Origin of the sequence: Saccharopolyspora sp. NPDC049426, from assembly GCF_040676935.1 — a bacterium.
Taxonomy (GTDB): domain Bacteria; phylum Actinomycetota; class Actinomycetes; order Mycobacteriales; family Pseudonocardiaceae; genus Saccharopolyspora.
In genome coordinates this window covers 18,810-35,370 of sequence record NZ_JBFAPZ010000012.1, presented here as the reverse complement: position 1 = coordinate 35,370, position 16,561 = coordinate 18,810, and the positions used below count along the sequence as shown (strand labels likewise).

General features: G+C 68.7%; 15 protein-coding genes. 9 read left to right on the top strand and 6 right to left on the bottom strand.

Annotated features, from left to right (window positions below; all coding sequences use genetic code 11):
* Positions 1–339: 339 nt before the first annotated feature.
* The 5 genes from AB0J78_RS24755 (at position 340) to AB0J78_RS24735 (ending at position 4,060) form a co-directional block, all read left to right on the top strand.
* The gene (locus tag AB0J78_RS24755; RefSeq protein WP_363792885.1) at positions 340–2,031 is read left to right on the top strand and encodes an ATP-binding protein; all 1,692 of its coding nucleotides are present in this window, start codon (positions 340–342) and stop codon (positions 2,029–2,031) included.
* Between the two features lie 75 nt (positions 2,032–2,106).
* Positions 2,107–2,547, top strand: a complete 441-nt coding sequence (locus AB0J78_RS24750; protein WP_132684740.1) for a roadblock/LC7 domain-containing protein — start codon at positions 2,107–2,109, stop codon at positions 2,545–2,547.
* 2 nt (positions 2,548–2,549) lie between these two features.
* Positions 2,550–2,909: a DUF742 domain-containing protein gene (locus AB0J78_RS24745; protein ID WP_132676843.1), complete on the top strand. Its 360-nt coding sequence runs from the start codon at positions 2,550–2,552 to the stop codon at positions 2,907–2,909.
* Positions 2,890–3,462 (top strand): ATP/GTP-binding protein, encoded by a 573-nt coding sequence (locus AB0J78_RS24740; protein ID WP_363792883.1) that lies wholly within the window; start codon positions 2,890–2,892, stop codon positions 3,460–3,462. Before AB0J78_RS24745 ends, AB0J78_RS24740 begins: the two co-directional genes overlap by 20 nt.
* A gap of 37 nt (positions 3,463–3,499) precedes the next feature.
* A complete protein-coding gene (locus AB0J78_RS24735; protein WP_363792881.1) occupies positions 3,500–4,060 on the top strand; it encodes a GAF domain-containing protein in 561 nt (186 codons plus the stop codon).
* 67 nt (positions 4,061–4,127) lie between these two features.
* Here AB0J78_RS24735 and AB0J78_RS24730 read toward each other — a convergent pair whose 3' ends face one another.
* Together AB0J78_RS24730 and uvrB are read right to left on the bottom strand one after the other, a co-directional pair.
* Complete coding sequence (locus AB0J78_RS24730) at positions 4,128–5,687, bottom strand: acyl-CoA dehydrogenase family protein (protein WP_363792879.1); 1,560 nt, start codon at positions 5,685–5,687, stop codon at positions 4,128–4,130.
* A gap of 714 nt (positions 5,688–6,401) precedes the next feature.
* Positions 6,402–8,567 carry an excinuclease ABC subunit UvrB gene (uvrB, locus tag AB0J78_RS24725; protein WP_363792877.1) on the bottom strand — a complete coding sequence of 722 codons (2,166 nt, stop codon included), beginning with the start codon at positions 8,565–8,567 and terminating at the stop codon, positions 6,402–6,404.
* 193 nt (positions 8,568–8,760) lie between these two features.
* Between uvrB and AB0J78_RS24720 the strand changes: the two genes are divergently transcribed.
* Both AB0J78_RS24720 and AB0J78_RS24715 read left to right on the top strand, forming a co-directional pair.
* Positions 8,761–9,357: a DUF402 domain-containing protein gene (locus AB0J78_RS24720; protein WP_363792875.1), complete on the top strand. Its 597-nt coding sequence runs from the start codon at positions 8,761–8,763 to the stop codon at positions 9,355–9,357.
* A 116-nt stretch (positions 9,358–9,473) separates the two neighbouring features.
* Positions 9,474–9,980 carry a hypothetical protein gene (locus AB0J78_RS24715; RefSeq protein ID WP_363792873.1) on the top strand — a complete coding sequence of 169 codons (507 nt, stop codon included), beginning with the start codon at positions 9,474–9,476 and terminating at the stop codon, positions 9,978–9,980.
* A 116-nt stretch (positions 9,981–10,096) separates the two neighbouring features.
* Here AB0J78_RS24715 and AB0J78_RS24710 read toward each other — a convergent pair whose 3' ends face one another.
* Entirely contained in the window at positions 10,097–10,729 is a 633-nt protein-coding gene (locus AB0J78_RS24710; protein WP_363793218.1) for a response regulator transcription factor, read from the bottom strand.
* A gap of 17 nt (positions 10,730–10,746) precedes the next feature.
* Positions 10,747–11,904: a sensor histidine kinase gene (locus AB0J78_RS24705; RefSeq protein WP_363792871.1), complete on the bottom strand. Its 1,158-nt coding sequence runs from the start codon at positions 11,902–11,904 to the stop codon at positions 10,747–10,749.
* A gap of 205 nt (positions 11,905–12,109) precedes the next feature.
* Here AB0J78_RS24705 and AB0J78_RS24700 point away from each other — a divergent pair, with 205 nt between their 5' ends.
* Both AB0J78_RS24700 and AB0J78_RS24695 read left to right on the top strand, forming a co-directional pair.
* On the top strand, positions 12,110–12,652 hold the full coding sequence (locus AB0J78_RS24700) for a heme-binding protein (RefSeq protein WP_363792869.1): 543 nt from the start codon (positions 12,110–12,112) through the stop codon (positions 12,650–12,652).
* Positions 12,653–12,690: 38 nt separating this feature from the next.
* Positions 12,691–13,398: an ankyrin repeat domain-containing protein gene (locus AB0J78_RS24695; RefSeq protein WP_363792867.1), complete on the top strand. Its 708-nt coding sequence runs from the start codon at positions 12,691–12,693 to the stop codon at positions 13,396–13,398.
* A gap of 133 nt (positions 13,399–13,531) precedes the next feature.
* Here AB0J78_RS24695 and coaE read toward each other — a convergent pair whose 3' ends face one another.
* Both coaE and rpsA read right to left on the bottom strand, forming a co-directional pair.
* Complete coding sequence (coaE, locus tag AB0J78_RS24690) at positions 13,532–14,719, bottom strand: dephospho-CoA kinase (protein ID WP_363792866.1); 1,188 nt, start codon at positions 14,717–14,719, stop codon at positions 13,532–13,534.
* 175 nt (positions 14,720–14,894) lie between these two features.
* Positions 14,895–16,409 (bottom strand): 30S ribosomal protein S1, encoded by a 1,515-nt coding sequence (gene rpsA, locus AB0J78_RS24685; protein WP_363792864.1) that lies wholly within the window; start codon positions 16,407–16,409, stop codon positions 14,895–14,897.
* Between the last annotated feature and the right edge of the window lie 152 nt (positions 16,410–16,561).

The window sequence follows — 16,561 nt, the reverse complement described above, 5'->3', positions numbered from 1 at the left end:
TCGCACGCGCTCCCGACGCAGGAAACGTCGATGTAACCCGTTCAGGTACTTGCGTTCGAATCCTCTCGATTTCAACCAATTTTTCACCGCTGACACGAGAAAGGGCCGCTCACCTCGATTTCCGAGGTGAGCGGCCCTCGCGCAGGTCGTCGGCCACCTCGTCCATCCGCTCAATGGAGGCATCATTGGGCGGAAAGGTCCAATTCAACGGCCGGACGCACTATCATCACGCCGAGTGATACTTTTGATCATTAGTGGAGCACCAGTAGTCCCCGGTGACGCCCCCGACGTTTCGGCACCGCGGTGCCCGTCACCGAAACCCCCGTACCAAGGACGCTGATGTCTGAAAGCCCCTTACCCGCGATCCAAACCGACCGAGCCCCCGAAGCCCCACCCCACAACGATCTTCGGGCGAAGCTGCAGCGGCTGGTCGTGGCGTCCCTGGCCGCAACGGCGCTGATCGGGACCGCCACGGCGGTCGCGCTGGTCTTCGCACCTCCGCCTGAGCTGCGCTACACCGTGCTCGCGGTCGGCATCGTCGCCAGCATCGCCGTCGTGGTCATCGGATACCTGCGCACCAACGCGCTGGCCGACGACGTCGACCGGCGGATCCACGAATCCGGCCACGACGCCCAGGCCAGGCTGCAGGAGTCGCTGCGCAACTCCCACCAGTGGATCGAGTCGCTGCGCGGCACCGTCGCCCAGGGAACCCGCGAACTGCCCCAGCTCGTCGAGCAGATCCAGTCCGGTCAGCAGCCCGCGCCCAAGTGGCCCACGGGTGAGCCGGTCACCGGCAACCCCTACGAGCTGCTCGCGCACGAGCTCCGGCAGTCCCAGATGGCCGTCGAGTTCGCGCTGGTGCGCATGCAGAGCGAACCCTCGCAGACGAACATCGACCCCAGCGTCGCGGTCTTCGCCAACCTCGCCCGGCGCGTGCAGTCCCTGGCCCACCGCGCCATCCAGCGGCTCGACGATCTGGAGCAGCAGGTCGAGGACCCGGACCTGCTCAAGGGCCTGTTCGCGGTGGACCACCTGGTCACCGGCGTGCGCAGGCAGGCCGAATCGCTCGCCGTGCTCGGTGGTTCGATGCCGCGGCGGCAGTGGAGCAAGCCGGTCGCGATGTACACCGTGCTGCGCTCCGCGGTGGCCGAGGTCGAGCACTACGCCCGCGTCAAGGTGATCCCGCCGGTCGACGGCACGCTGCACGGCCACGCCGTCGCCGACGTCATCCACCTCATCGCCGAGCTGGTGGAGAACGCCACCGCGTTCTCCGAACCCGACACGCAGGTGACCATCAACAGCCAGATCGTCACCGCTGGTCTGGCCATCGACGTCCGCGACCGGGGCCTGGGCATCGACCAGCGCAGCCGGGTCACGCTCAACGGGCTGCTCACCAACCCCGACGACGTCGACCGGGACGCGCAGCTGCGCGACGGTCGCATCGGCCTGTACGTGGTGGCGCAGCTGGCGAACCGGCACCACATCGGCGTCGAGCTCGAGAACAACATGTACGGCGGCACCGACGCGCACGTGGTCATCCCCAACAACCTGCTGGGCGAGACCGACGTCGAGCCGGACGAGTCCGCCGCGCAGAGCTCCAGCAGCGTGCTCAACACCGTCGAACCGCAGGTCAACAGCCACGAATCGCGCGGATCGCTGATGCCCGCTCCGGCGCAGACGTTCAACAACGGTCGCCACACCGGCCAGCAGCCCGCCTACACGACCGGGCCGCAGCCGACGGTCCGCGAGGAGCGCCCCACCCGGCAGCAGCACAACCCCTACGGGCGCCACTCCGGCGCCGTGCCGGAGGCACCCCCGGTGACGACATCCGGTCCGGTAAACGCCGACAACGCCGAGCGGCCTGCGCTGCCCCGGCGCGACCGCACGCGCAGCTACCTGGTCCCGCAGCTCGCGGAGAGCTCCTCCACGCCGGAGGAGAAGCCGCAGGGCGGACCGAGCCCCAGCCTGTACGCGTCCTTCCGCTCGGGTGTCGAGGGCGGCACTTCGGACGACCAACACGGCCAGGGCTGACCCCGCACCGCACACCCCTCCCCCGCACAAGATCTGCCCCCGCGCAGTGAGAAGAGTCAGGAGACGTTTTCCACCATGGCCAATGACGCAGCGGGCTCGTCGTCCGACCTGAGTTGGCTACTCGCCGACCTGCTCCGACGAGTCCCGCACACCCGCTGTGCCCTGCTCGCCTCGACCGACGGAATCAAGCGCTACTACAGAGGGCTGGACAACGACGAAGCCGACGCCCTCGCCGCTTGGGCCGCCGCGCAGTGCTCGCTGGCCCGCAACGGCGGTCGCCGGTTCGGCATGAACGGTGGTGGCGTCCGCCAGGTCGTCGTCGAGTTCAACGACCTGGTCGTGTTCGTCTCCGCCGCCGGTAGCGGTGCCGTGCTCGTCGTGCTGGCCACCCCGGAGGCCGACGCCGCGGTGCTCGGCTACGAGATCGCTCAGCTCGTCAAGCGAGTCCCGAACCACCTGGCTACCCCCATGCGGCAGCCCACCGCCGCGCGGAGCGCCGGTGAGATGGGCAGGTGAGCATGCCCGGACCATCGGACAAACCGTGGCTGGACAACGAAGCCGGACCGCTGCTGCGCCCGTACTCGCTGACCAACGGCCGGACCGAACCCAGCGAACCGCTGTCCCTGCAGTCGCTGGTGCGGTCCACCGGGCGCTTCTCGCCGGAACGCATCGAACCGGTTCACGCCAAGATGCTGACGCTCTGCCGGCACGCCACCTCGGTAGCCGAGGTCGCTGCTCACCTGCGGCAACCCGCCGTAGTCACCAAAGTCCTGCTCTCCGATCTCATCGACTGGGGAGCGCTCACCACCCACGCACCCGCCGACGTGCCGAAGCGCGATCAACTGGAGGCTTTGCTGAATGGGCTCCAACAGCTCTGAGCCATTCCCGACCTCGTTCAAGTTCCTCATAGCGGGTGGGTTCGGAGTCGGCAAGACCACGTTCATCCATTCGGTCAGCGAGATCGAGCCGCTGACCACGGAGGAGACGCTCACCGTCGCCAGCGTCGGGCACGACGACCTGACCGGCGTGGGAGACAAGACCACGACCACCGTGGCGATGGACTTCGGTCGAATCACGTTCAACCCGCAGAACATCGTGCTGTTCCTGTTCGGCACACCGGGTCAGGACCGGTTCTGGTTCATGTGGGACGACCTGGTCGACGGCGCCCTGGGCGCGGTCGTCCTGGCCGACACGCGTCGGCTCGAGGACTGCTTCGCGGCCGTGGAGTTCTTCGAACGTCGCGGAATCGATTTCCTCGTGGCGGTCAACCAGTTCGAGAACAGCTTCCGCTACCAACCCGAGGAGGTACGGCAAGCGCTGGACATCAAAACCCACATCCCCGTCGTGCTCTGCGATGCGCGCGACCGCCGCTCCGCGGCCTCGGTGCTGGTGCAGCTGATCGAGCACGTGCTGGAGACCCGCGCCTTATGACCCCGCCCCGAATCCCCCACCGAAATCGGAGTTACTCGTGACGACCTTCGATGCTGCCGGACACCGGCACCTCAGCCCCGTCGACTCACACGCGCACGAGCGTGCGGCACGGCTGCGCCAGCTCGGCCTGGGCGAAACCGGAGATCCCGAGTTCGACGCGTTCGCGCAGCGCGTCGCCCAGACCCTCGGCGTGCCCAACGCCATGGTCAACTTCATCACCGACACCCACCAGTACCTGGGTGGCCTGTTCACCAAGGTGGCGGGCATGGAAGACCCGAACTCCGACGCCGACCCGCGTTCGGCCCCGATGGAGACGGGATACTGCCCGCACGTCATCGCCCGCCGGATGGCGCTGGTCCTCGAGGACGTCTGCGACTACCCGCGTTTCGCGGGCAACGACGTCGTGGACAAGATGAACGTCCGCTCCTACCTGGGTGCTCCGCTGATCGACCGCACCGGCATGGCGCTGGGCACGGTCTGCGTCATCGACAGCGAGGTGCGCCCGTGGGGCCGCGACGGCCTCAACACCATCAAGGCGCTGGCCGGCGAAGGCGTCGACCTGATCCACCGCCGCGAGCGGGATCTCCAGGCGGGCTGAACACCACCTGCGACGAGGCGGCGGGACCGACACGGCGGTCCCGCCCCCTCGATGCTTCTCGCGGTCCTCAGCCCCGGCGCAGGAGCAGGTCCAGGTCGTGCTGGATGCCGGGCCTGCGCTGCTCGACGTTGCCGATGGACAGCTCGAACTCACCGATGTGGCGCGCGAGCTCGTCCACCGTCGGCAGTTCCACGAACGGCCTGCTGTCCTCGGCGACCCGCAGCTTGTCGACGAGCTGCTGCTCGCTCCAGGACGCCGTGTGGGAGTACATCGAGGAGCGGTTGCGCCCGTCGGCGGTGAGCACCGACATGATCGCCCAGCAGGCCAGTTCACCGATCTGGCTGGCCAGGATGTGCCGCTGCTGCCCACCGGTGGTCGTGGTGGTGGTCAGCTTGTCGATCCGGGACACGTGATCGGCGAGCTTCGAATCGACGTCGAAGTCGTCGAAGATCGAGAAGAACTGCTGCGGGTGCTTGAGGATCGTCGACCCGAGGTAGACCGTGATGGCCTCGGTGGTGCCCTCGAAGATCCGGAACAGCCGGTAGTCGCGGTAGAACTGGCCGACGACGTTGGTGTCGACGAACCCGCGCGCACCGAGCAGCTGCAGGCAGCGGTCGACCACCTGCCACATCAGCTCGCAGCCCAGGATCTTCGCCGTGAAGTAGAAGGCCTCGGGGACCTCGCGGCCCGAGTCGAGCAGGTCCGCGATGTGCTCGACCAGGGTCTCCACGGCCTGGACCGCGGCCACCGATTCGGCGATGATCTGCTGGATCCGGCCGTTCTCGGCGAGGTTGCCGGTCGCGACCTCGCGTCGCCGGGCGAAGCGCTGGGCCAGTTCCAGCGCCCGCATCGCGGCACCGAGGGCGCCGGTGGCCAGCACGAGCCTGCCCTGCGTGAACGCGGTCTTGGCGACCAGGAGGCCCGAGCCCTCCTCGCTGAGCAGGCTCTCGGCCGGGACGCGCAGGTTGTCCAGGCTGAGGCTGTTCTGCGGCACGGCCTTGAGGCCGAGGGTGACCACCTCGGGGCCGCGCACGAAACCGGGCGAGGAGGCGTCGACGAGGAATCCGGTGATCCCGGCGTCCTGGCCGTGCTCATCGGTCAGGCGCGCGAAGATGTTGATGAAGTTGGCGTCGGCGCCCAGCGAGATCCACTGCTTGTCGCCGTTGAGGACGTAGGAGCCGTCGGGCTGCTTGGTGGCCGTGCTGGCGATCGCCCGCACGTGCGAGCCCATGCTCTGCTCGCTGACCGCGCTCGTCACGAGCCTGCGCCCCTGCGCGAGCTCGGGCAGCACGGCCGAGCGGACGTCCTCCCTGGCGAAGTGCTGGATCGGTGGCACGCCGAGCGTGTTGTGCACGGCGAGCAGGGTGACCAGGTTGCAGTCGATCGCACCGGCCTGCCGCATGACCTTGACGGTGTCGGAATGCGAGAGTTCCCAACCCTGGTAGCGCTTGGGGATCTGCAGGCCGAGCAGGCCAGCGTTGGCGAGGTCCGGGATCAGGGAGAGCTGGAAGCCCCGACGCTCGTCCATTCGCCGGGAGTCGAGTTGCTCTCTGCTGTATCTGCGCAGGAAATCGAGCATCTCCGACGCCGCGCCGGGGTTCGAGGAACCGCTTTCGGTCGACTCCATTCCGTTTGGTCCTTCCTGGGAAAGGCTCTCGCGAGGGGGTGGTCGCGAAATGGGGGCGGATTCGGCCACGTTTGATAGGACGAACGGGCGCGCACCGGAATTCGGCGCGGGTGGATTACCGCGTTCGTCGTCTCATTCGTTCCGCTGAGGTGAGAAGGCGACCCCACCTTCAGACGCGCGCTGACACCGGCCCGGGCAGTGGGGATGCCCGGGGCGCAACCACGGTGTTGATCTACCGGAGAGAAGGAGGTGGCACGTCTTCAACATTGGGGATGTCGGGGTTGCCCAGTCCTGCCGCGTTCACGTGGCGCAGGCTCGATCTCGGTCCGGATCGCCGACGGACCCCGGAGGGAACGAGGTCTTGGCGATCGGTCGAAATCCATGGCGAAAACTCCGTTTCCTCACAAGCCGACACTGTCCACGCGAGCACAGCAGGAGTGGGAAATTACCGTAGCTCACCAATGCGGGGTACCCCCTTTACGGTGAGCTGAACAACGGACCGTAATCATCGCTGGTCGCGAGAGCCTTAGAACTCCGTGAGGAAATCGGCTCGACCGGAGAGCGGATTTCCGAAAACGGAGTCCTCTGTGGACGAGAACGGGAATTGTCCGAGGTCACGACCAGAACTCGGCAGTAGGTGCGAAACGCGCGTCCCGGGGGTGAACCCGCTCGATCGCGGAAGGCGAGACCTTGATCACCTCCCGCGATCGCAGCTCATTCGATGCCTGCGGCGTCCATCCCGCGGATCTCCTTCTTCAGGTCGGCGATCTCGTCACGCAACCTGGCCGCCAGCTCGAACTGCAACTCCCGCGCGGCGTTCATCATCTGGTCGTTGAGCTGCTGCACCAGGTCCGCCATCTCGGCTCGCGGCATCGCGGAGATGTCGCGGTCCTCCAGCAGGCCTGCGCTGGCCACCGCCTCGCCCGAGGGCTTCTTGCCGCGCGAGGTGTTGCGGCCCGAACCGCCCACCGACACCGACTCCTCGGTGTCCTCGGCCTCGCTGTAGACGCGGTCGAGGATGTCGGCGATCTTCTTGCGCAACGGCTGCGGATCGATGCCGCGCTCTTCGTTGTAGGCGATCTGCTTGGCGCGGCGACGGTTGGTCTCGTCGATGGCGTGCTGCATCGAGTCGGTGATCCTGTCGGCGTACATGTGCACCTGGCCGGACACGTTGCGCGCGGCACGCCCGATGGTCTGCACCAGCGACGTCCCGGAGCGCAGGAAGCCTTCCTTGTCGGCGTCCAGGATCGACACCAGCGAGACCTCCGGCAGGTCCAGGCCCTCGCGCAGCAGGTTGATGCCGATCAGCACGTCGTACTCGCCGAGCCGCAGCTGCCGCAGCAGCTCCACCCGGCGCAGGGTGTCGACCTCCGAGTGCAGGTAGCGCACCCGGATGCCCAGCTCCAGCAGGTAGTCGGTGAGGTCCTCGGCCATCTTCTTGGTCAGCGTGGTCACCAGCACCCGCTCGTCGCGGTCGGCGCGCTCGCGGATCTCGTGCACCAGGTCGTCGATCTGGCCCTCGGTCGGCTTGACGACGACCTCGGGGTCGATCAGCCCGGTCGGGCGGATGACCTGCTCGACGAACTCGCCGCCGGCCTGCGCCATCTCGTACGGGCCGGGCGTGGCCGACAGGTAGACGGTCTGGCCGATGCGGTCGGAGAACTCCTCGAAGGTCAGCGGCCGGTTGTCCAGCGCGCTGGGCAGCCGGAAGCCGTGCTCGACCAGCGTCCGCTTCCGGGAGGCGTCGCCCTCGTACATGCCGCCGATCTGCGGGACGGTCACGTGCGACTCGTCGACGATCAGCAGGAAGTCGTCCGGGAAGTAGTCGATCAGCGTCGCCGGAGCCGAACCGGCCTCGCGGCCGTCGATGTGCCGCGAGTAGTTCTCGATGCCCGAGCAGAACCCGACCTGGCGCATCATCTCGATGTCGTACTGGGTGCGCATCCGCAGCCGCTGGGCCTCCAGCAGCTTGTTCTGCTTCTCCAAGCGGCCCAGCTGGTCTTCGAGCTCGCCCTCGATGGCCCGGATCGCCTTGTCCATCCGCTCCGGACCGGCGACGTAGTGGGTGGCCGGGAAGATCCGCAGCTCCTGCACCTCGCGAACGATCTCACCGGTGAGCGGGTGCAGGTAGTAGAGCCGGTCGATCTCGTCGCCGAAGAACTCCACCCGCACCGCCAGCTCCTCGTAGGCGGGGATGATCTCGACGGTGTCGCCGCGGACCCGGAACGTGCCGCGGGCGAAGGCGATGTCGTTGCGGCTGTACTGCACGTCCACCAGCGCGCGCAGGAACACGTCGCGATCGATCTCGCCGCCGACCGCCAGCGGGATCGCGCGGTCGAGGTAGGACTGCGGCGTGCCCAGGCCGTAGATGCAGGAGACCGAGGAGACCACCACGCAGTCCCGGCGGGAGAGCAGGTTCGAGGTGGCGGAGTGGCGCAGCCGCTCGACGTCCTCGTTGATCGAGGAGTCCTTCTCGATGTAGGTGTCGGTCTGCGGGACGTAGGCCTCGGGCTGGTAGTAGTCGTAGTAGCTGACGAAGTACTCCACGGCGTTGTCCGGGAAGAACCCGCGCAGCTCGTTGGCCATCTGGGCAGCCAGCGTCTTGTTGGGCTCCAGCACCAGCGTGGGCCGCTGCACCCGCTCGACCAGCCACGCGGTGGTGGCCGACTTGCCGGTGCCGGTGGCGCCGAGCAGCACCACGTCCTTCTCGCCGGAGTTGATCCGCCGCTCCAAGTCCTCGATGGCCTGCGGCTGGTCACCGGCCGGTTCGTAGTCGCTGACCATGCGGAACCGGGCGTCGGTCCGGGGGATGTCACCAACCGGGCGGAACTCGGAGTGCGCCAGCACGGAGTCATCGGGGCGCTCAGTCGCAAAAGCCACGTTCCCCAGCGTACGAGGCACCACCGACATCATGTTGCGTCACGGGGTGCCTTCCGGCCGATGAGGGCGGACAATGGAATGCGTCACCATCCCCGACCGATGGGAGGTGACCTGCGAACAGTGGAGAAGAGATAGCGGGCGCGGCGTGCTTCGGACGTCGCGCCCGCCTCATGCGGTCGCTTAGAGTGTCGGTGTGACCACTCAGCGGGAGATCGCCGAGCGTCTGGGACTGCCCGTGCATCCGCCGAAGACCGAGGTCTTCGACCTCGCGGCGGGCACCAACACCGACCCCAAGGGCCACGTGCGCACCGTGAGCCGCTTCCGCCGCGAGCCCTTCGGGCTCTACCTCGCCCGGCCGCTGCCGGGGCAGCCGAAGATCGCCGCGCTGGAGTCGTGGCTGCTGCCCGCGCTCGGGTTGCGGGTCACGCGCTGGTACTGGCGGCCCGGCCACGAGCGGGACCTCGACTTCTACCTCGATCTGGTCGACATCGAATCGAGTGAGACCCAATGGCGGACCGTCGACCACTACCTGGATCTGGAAGTGCGCCAGGACCGGGACGTGGAACTGCTCGACGTGGATGAATTCGTGCTCGCGGTTCAATCCGGACTTCTCGAACCGGAGACGGCCGAACGCGCGATGCGGCGGGCCTGCGCGGCGCTGGAGGGGATCACCCGCTGCGGCTACGACCTGCCGAAGTGGTTGCGCACCAACGACATCGAGCTGTCGTGGACGGGCGAACCCGCCCAAGATCCCGTACCCGGACCGCGTTCGCTACCGCCAACGGAGTGATCATCACCGCTGGTTCCGGCGCATTTCCGGCCGCCGGCCGACCATTGCGGAAAAGTTATGTTAAAAGCCGGTACTGATGATCTAGTTGCCGGTGTTCGCGGCTACTCTCTGAAACCGTGAGCGCTGCGATTTCCCCCGGGTTGATGGAAGTCATCGATCTCTTCAGTTCGCGGCGCAGATATCCTTCGGGGTACGTGCACCAGCTGGAGGTCTGCCACGTCGAGCGCTGGGGGCTTGCCGTGGAGTGCCCGACTCCGCAGGCACCGGAGCACGACGTCGAGATCACCTGGATCTTGGCCGACCTGGGCCTGCGCCTGACGAAGTTCCGCCCGCGCAACCGGCACTCCCGACCGAGCCCGAGCACGCTCACCGCGATCACCACCCACCGCGACACCCGCTCCTGGGCTACCACGGACCTCCTGCTGGGCCTGGAGATCTCGGACCGGGGCCGACCCCGCATCACCAGGGCGGCGGAGTTCGCCTCCGCGGTGGCCACCGGCGCCATCCGCCAGAGCGAGGCCGACTACGCGTTCCAGACGGTCCACCGCACGCTCGACGAGATCAGCCTCCACCGGTCGATCAACCAGTGGCTCACCTACCGGGGCATCTTCGACCCCTGGTGACCGATTTCCATGGAACTCAGGGTCCCGATTTCAGTGGAAATCGGAGGTCTGATTTCCACTGAAATCGGGGACCACCCGCCCTGGTGAGCACATCAGCGCAGGTGAGGGCGTGAGGGTCAGCGCTGCGGGGGTCGGCCTTCGAGGCGGATGAGGCGTTGTTCGATGGCGGCGTTGACCGCGGCCGTGCGGTTGTCGACGCCGAGCTTGGCGTAGATGTGCACGAGGTGGGTCTTGACGGTGGCCTCGCTGATGAACAGCTTCTGAGCCAGCTCCCGGTTGCCGAGGCCGTGCGCCAGCAGTTCCAGGATCTCGACCTCTCGCGCGCTCAGCGCCTGCTCGGGCGATCGGCTGCGCTGCAGCAGGCGGGAGGCGATCTGCGGGGACAGCGCCGCCTGACCGCGAGCCGCGGCGCGGATCGCCTGGAAGAGCTCCTCGGGAGGGCCGGCCTTGAGCAGGTAGCCGGTGGCGCCGGCGTCGATGGCGCGGTTGATGTCGGTATCCGCGTCGTAGGTGGTCAGCACGAGGACGTGCGGCGGATCGTCCAGGGCCAGCAGCCTGCGGGTGGCCTCCACGCCGTCGACGCCGTCGCCGAGCTGCAGGTCCATCAGCACCACGTCAGGCCGGTAGGCGCCCGCCCGCTGCACGGCCTCCTCGGCGGTGCGCGCCTCGCCGACGAACTCCACGCCCTCATCACCGGACAGCAGGGCCTGCAGCCCCGCCCGCACCACCGCGTGGTCGTCGACCACCATCACGCGCACGACCTCCGTCACGAGCCACCTCCCACCGGCAGGGTCGCCGCCACCGCGGTGCCCTCTCCCCGAACGCTCTCCACCGCCAGCGCGCCGCCGAGCCGCTCGACCCGCGCGCGCATGCCGTTCAGCCCGAAACCGCGTCCCGCGCCGCTCGGCGGGTTCGCCTGGTCGAAGCCGACGCCGTCGTCGCGGACGTCGAGGCTGACCTCGTCGTCGAGGTAGGACAGCGTCACGCCGACCGTGCGGGCACCGCTGTGCTCGCGGACGTTGGCCAGCGCGCCCTGCGCGACCCGCAGCAGCACCGCGTCGTCGTCCTCGCTCGTGGACAGCGGAGCACCGACCACCTCGAAGCGCACGTCGATGCCGGTCTCGGCGACCGTGCGATCGGCCAGCGCGCGCAACGCCGCCTGCAACGACCGCCGCTCCAGCGCCGCCGGGGCCAGTCCGCGCACGAACCGGCGGGCCTCCTCCAGGTTGTCCTCGGCGACCTCGCCCGCCCGCCGGACGTGCTCGTCGCCGTTGCCGGCGCGCTCGGCCGCCTGCAGCAGCATCCGGATGCTCGACAGGCCCTGGGCGATGGTGTCGTGGATCTCGCGGGCCAGCCGTTCACGCTCGGAGCTGATGCCGGCCCGGCGCTCGGCCTCGGCCAGCTCGCCGCGCGTGCGCACCAGCTGGTCGATGAGCTGCCTGCGGCGTTCGCTCTCCCGCCGCAGCTCCAGGAACACCGCGGTGGCCATCGTCGCCACCGCGATCGGCACCAGCACCGAGATGAGCTCGACCTGCTCCGCGATCCGCAGCTGCGCGAAGATCACCGTCGCGGTCAGCAGCACCACCGCGACGATCAGCGGTTTCGGCCGCAGCACCCTGAGGCAGACGAAGAACAGCGGTACCGCGCACCAGCCGAAGCTCGGCGCCACCAGCACCAGAGCGCACCACGCGGCCACGACCGCGCCCACCCACACCTGCGGCAGGTGCGCGGTCCTCTCCCAGAAGGCGATGCCGAGCACGTAGATCACGATCAGCACCACCGACAGGCCCAGCACCAGCGGCGTGACACCGGCCAGACCGTGCACGTCGACGAAGCGCGACGCCGACGCGGCCAGCAGCACGAAGAAGCCCGCGTGCATCGCGCGGTACAGCCACCCGCCGGGCGGCTCGGTCTCGTCGGTCACGGGGTCCCTTCCTGGCGTCGCTCCGAAGGCTGACACGTGCACCAGGCATACGTCGCGAACCCCTCCGGCGGCATCAACAGATCGGTTGATTCGGGCTCCACCGCGCGATGCCCGGGGTCGATCCGTTGGGCCGACGCCCCGAGCTCCGCCGGAACCGAAGCTGGAAGCACAACCCGGAAGGCACCAACCCCCAAGGAGAAGTCCCGTGAAGACCAACACCCGCGCCATCGTCGGAACCCTGGTGGGCATCGGCATCCTCGGCGGAGCGACCGGCATTACCGTCGCCCAGGCCGACCCGACGCCGCAGCAGGCGCCGCAGCCCCGCCCGGCCGCCGTCGTCCAGCAGCCGGTGCTCAGCGTCGACGCCGCCACCAAGGCCGCGCAGGCCGCGCTGGACGCCGCCGAGGCCAAGGGCCAGCGCGTGACGGTGTCGATCGTGGATCGCGCGGGCAACGAGCGGGTGCAGCTGACCGGTGACGGCGCGGGCCCGCAGAGCGTCGAGTCGGCCAAGCGCAAGGCCTACACCGCCGTCGCCTGGGGCAAGCCCACCTCGGAGCTGAGCGAGCAGGCGGGAGGCCAGGGCGCCACGCTGCGCGACATCCCCGGCACGCTGTTCCTCGCGGGAGGGGTCCCGGTGAGCGCCGGTTCCCCGATCGCCGGCATCGGCGTCGCGGGAGCCCCGAGCGGCGACCTCGACGAGGAGTTCGCCAAGGCCGGTTTGCAGGCCGTCCAAGCCGACCTGCGCTGACCCCGGGGGCCGGCCATCCCGAGTGGAAGGACGATCCGATGCTGACCCGACGTCTCGCGCTCGGGATGTTCGCAGCCCTCGCGCTGGTTTCCTGCGCACCCGCCGAGCCGCCGTCGGCTCCCCCGGCGCCGGCGGCTGCTCCCCCTCCCCAGGAGCGAACCGTGTCCGACCGACAACTCCTGCAGGCCGCGAGTTCCGGTGATCCGGGCGAGGTGCGCGCCGCCCTGGCGGCCGGGGCGAACGTCGAGGCCCGCGACGAGCACCGGCGCACCCCGCTGCTGCTGGCCGCGCTCGGCGATCACGTCGACGCCGCCCGCGAGCTGGTGCGCGCCGGAGCCGACCCGGACGCCCAGGACGACCGCCGCGACAGCGCGTTCCTGGTCACCGGTGTGACCGGGAGCGTCAAGATGCTCGAGGCGCTGCTGCCCGCGGACCCCGACTTCTCGCTCACCAACCGCTACGGCGGGACCGCCCTCATCCCCGCGGGCGAGCGCGGGCACGTCGACGACGTCCGCGCGGCAGTGCGGACCGGCATCGACGTCAACCACGTCAACGATCTCGGCTGGACCGCGCTGCTGGAGGCCGTCGTCCTGGGCGACGGTGGCCTCCGCTACCAGCAGGTCGTGCAGCTCCTCCTCGACGCCGGAGCTGATCCCACCATCCCCGACCGCGACGGCGTCACCGCCCTCGACCACGCCGACCGCGAAGGCCACCCCGAACTCGCCCGAATCCTCCGCTCCCGCTGACCTCTCCCCGCACCGCGCCCCCGGCTCGGGCTGGGGTCTCGCGATTTCAATGGAAATCAGGTTCCCGACTTCCATTGAAATCGGAGTCCTGGTTTCCACTGAAATCGGGAAAACCGTGGTGGGGGCGCAGGTGTCAGGGGGTCCAGTGGGTGGCGTTGGCCCAGGTCATGGCCCTGGGGAGGTTCGCGGCGAACCAGGGTTCCTTGGCCTCGGCGTAGCTCTCGTGGTCGCGGTCGCCGGCGTGGGCCTCGGCGAGCCGACGCTTCGTGGCGAGGTAGTCCTCGCGGGCCTGGGGATCCGCTCGGAGCCAGTCGGGGAACAGCAGGGCCACCCGCCAGGCCGTGGTGCCCTCGACCCGGACGTGCAGGTTCACGTGGCGGCAGGGGTCGGCTGCGGCGTGGAAGCGCTTGGACCACTGCTCCGGTTCGGGGGCGAAGTCATGGGAGTTGTCGTGGTCGATGCCGGGCACGACCGGGAAGCCCGCATCACCCAGCGGTTCCGCCAGGGCGTCGGCGTCGGCGAGGGTGCGGACGGTCAGCTGCAGGTCGATGACGTCCTTGGCGGTGATCGGCACCGAGGTGGAGCCGACGTGGTCGACGCGCACCGCGCGCTGCCCCGCCGCTCGCTCCACGCGGGCGATCAGCCGTCGAGCCTGGACCGCCCACTCCGGGTCCCGGTCGACGAGCTTCGGTGGCATGGGCTCGGCGCGCTGCCGGAGCCGCAAGTTCTCCTCGAAGGGCACCAGGCGGTTCCGCCACAGCTCGTCGACGCTCGTCAGCAGGTCCTCGACCGCGCCCGCGTTGTCCAGCCACACGTCGGCGGCCTCGCGGCGCTGCTCGTCGGTGGCCTGCGCGGCGATGCGCGCGCGTGCGTCCTGCTCGGCGAGCCCGCGTTCGATCAGCCGCTGCACCCGGACGTCCTCGTCGGCATCGACGACGATCACCAGGTGATAATGCGGAGAGTATCCCGCCTCCACGAGCAGCGGGATGTCGTGCACCAGCACCGAATCGGCGGGCGCTTCGGCCATCCGCTTCGCGGTCAGCTCGGCGACCTTGGGGTGCACGATCGCGTTGAGGTCGAGCCGGGACTGGTCGTCGGCGAACGCCAGGGCGGCCAGCGCCGGCCGGTCCAGCGCGCCGGACTCGTCCAGGATCGCGTCACCGAACCGCTCGACGAGCTCCGCCAGCCCCGCGCTACCGGGTTCGACGACCTCGCGCGAGAGCGCGTCGGCGTCGATCACCACCGCGCCGAGCTCAGCGAGCCGCCGCGCCACCGTCGATTTGCCCGATCCAATGCCTCCGGTCAAACCCACCCGCAACATGCGCTACATCCTGCCAGCTGATCACCCGTCTGTGAGGGGGCAGTTTGCCCCGAATTGACCGAGCGCAACGGAGGTTGATCATGGACGGTTCGGACCACCGCCCACGACGCGAAGCGGCCCCGCATCCACCAGGGATGCGGGGCCGTTTCGGACTTCAGCCTTCAGGCGTCAGTGCTCACGCACCACCGGAGAGCTTCTCGCGGAGGGCGGCCAGCTGAGCGTCGCTCGCGAGCGAGCCGCTGTCCTGCTGCTCGTCGTTCGAAGCCGACGAGTAGTTGCCGCCACCGGTCGGAGCCGGCTGCTCCTCCTCGCCGCCACCGGCGGCCGCGGCAGCCGCGGCCTCGGCGTCGGCCTGGCGAGCCTTGGCGATCTGCGCGATGTGCTTCTCGTAGCGGGTGTGCGCCTCGGCGTACTGGCGCTCCCACTCCTCGCGAGCCGACTCGAAGCCTTCCTGCCACTCCTGGGTCTCCGGATCGAAGCCCTCGGGGTAGATGTAGTTGCCTTCGTTGTCGTACTCGGCAGCCATGCCGTACTGGGTCGGGTCGAACTCCGAGTCGGGGCTGAAGCCTTCGTTGGCCTGCTTCAGCGACAGGGAGATCCGGCGACGCTCGAGGTCGATGTCGATGACCTTGATCATCACCTCGTCGCCGACCTGGACGACCTGCTCCGGGATCTCCACGTGGCGCTCGGCCAGCTCGGAGATGTGGACCAGGCCCTCGATGCCCTCGTCGACGCGGACGAACGCACCGAACGGCACCAGCTTGGTGACCTTGCCCGGCACGATCTGGCCGATCGCGTGGGTGCGGGCGAACTGACGCCACGGGTCTTCCTGGGTGGCCTTCAGCGACAGCGAGACGCGCTCGCGGTCCATGTCGACGTCGAGGACCTCGACGGTGACTTCCTGGCCGACCTCGACAACCTCGGACGGGTGGTCGATGTGCTTCCAGGACAGCTCGGAGACGTGCACCAGACCGTCGACTCCACCGAGGTCGACGAACGCACCGAAGTTGACGATGGAGGACACGACGCCCTTGCGGACCTGGCCCTTCTGCAGCTGGTTGAGGAACTCGCTGCGGACCTCGGACTGGGTCTGCTCCAGCCAGGCGCGACGGGACAGGACCACGTTGTTGCGGTTCTTGTCCAGCTCGATGATCTTGGCTTCGAGCTCGCGGCCGACGTAGGGCTGCAGGTCGCGGACACGGCGCATCTCGACCAGGGAGGCGGGCAGGAAGCCGCGCAGTCCGATGTCGAGGATGAGGCCGCCCTTGACGACCTCGATGACGGTGCCCTTGACGGGCTCGTCCTTCTCCTTGAGCTCCTCGATGGTGCCCCAGGCACGCTCGTACTGGGCGCGCTTCTTGGAGAGGATCAGTCGGCCTTCCTTGTCCTCCTTCTGGAGAACAAGCGCCTCGACGAAGTCACCAACGGTGACGACCTCGGCGGGGTCGACGTCGTGCTTGATCGACAGTTCCCGGGACGGGATGACGCCCTCGGTCTTGTAGCCGATGTCAAGCAGCACCTCGTCACGGTCGACCTTGACGATGGTGCCCTCAACAATGTCCCCATCGTTGAAGTACTTGATGGTCTGGTCGACGGCGGCGAGGAAGTCCTCCTCCGTCCCGACGTCGTTCACTGCGACCTGCGGCTTGGTGGCGGCTGCAGTCGGGACGGTGGTGGTGTCGGTGGACATCAGGTGGGTTGCTCCGGTACGGATAGGTTGGTCGCTGGTTCTACGCTTGTGCCGCGCCACGGCCGGTTTCGTCCGGTCCAGCGAATAGCCGGACCTGCGGATTCCGTTTTGCCGAACGGCCTTCACAACCCGGTCTGAACCGGGACGCGGAA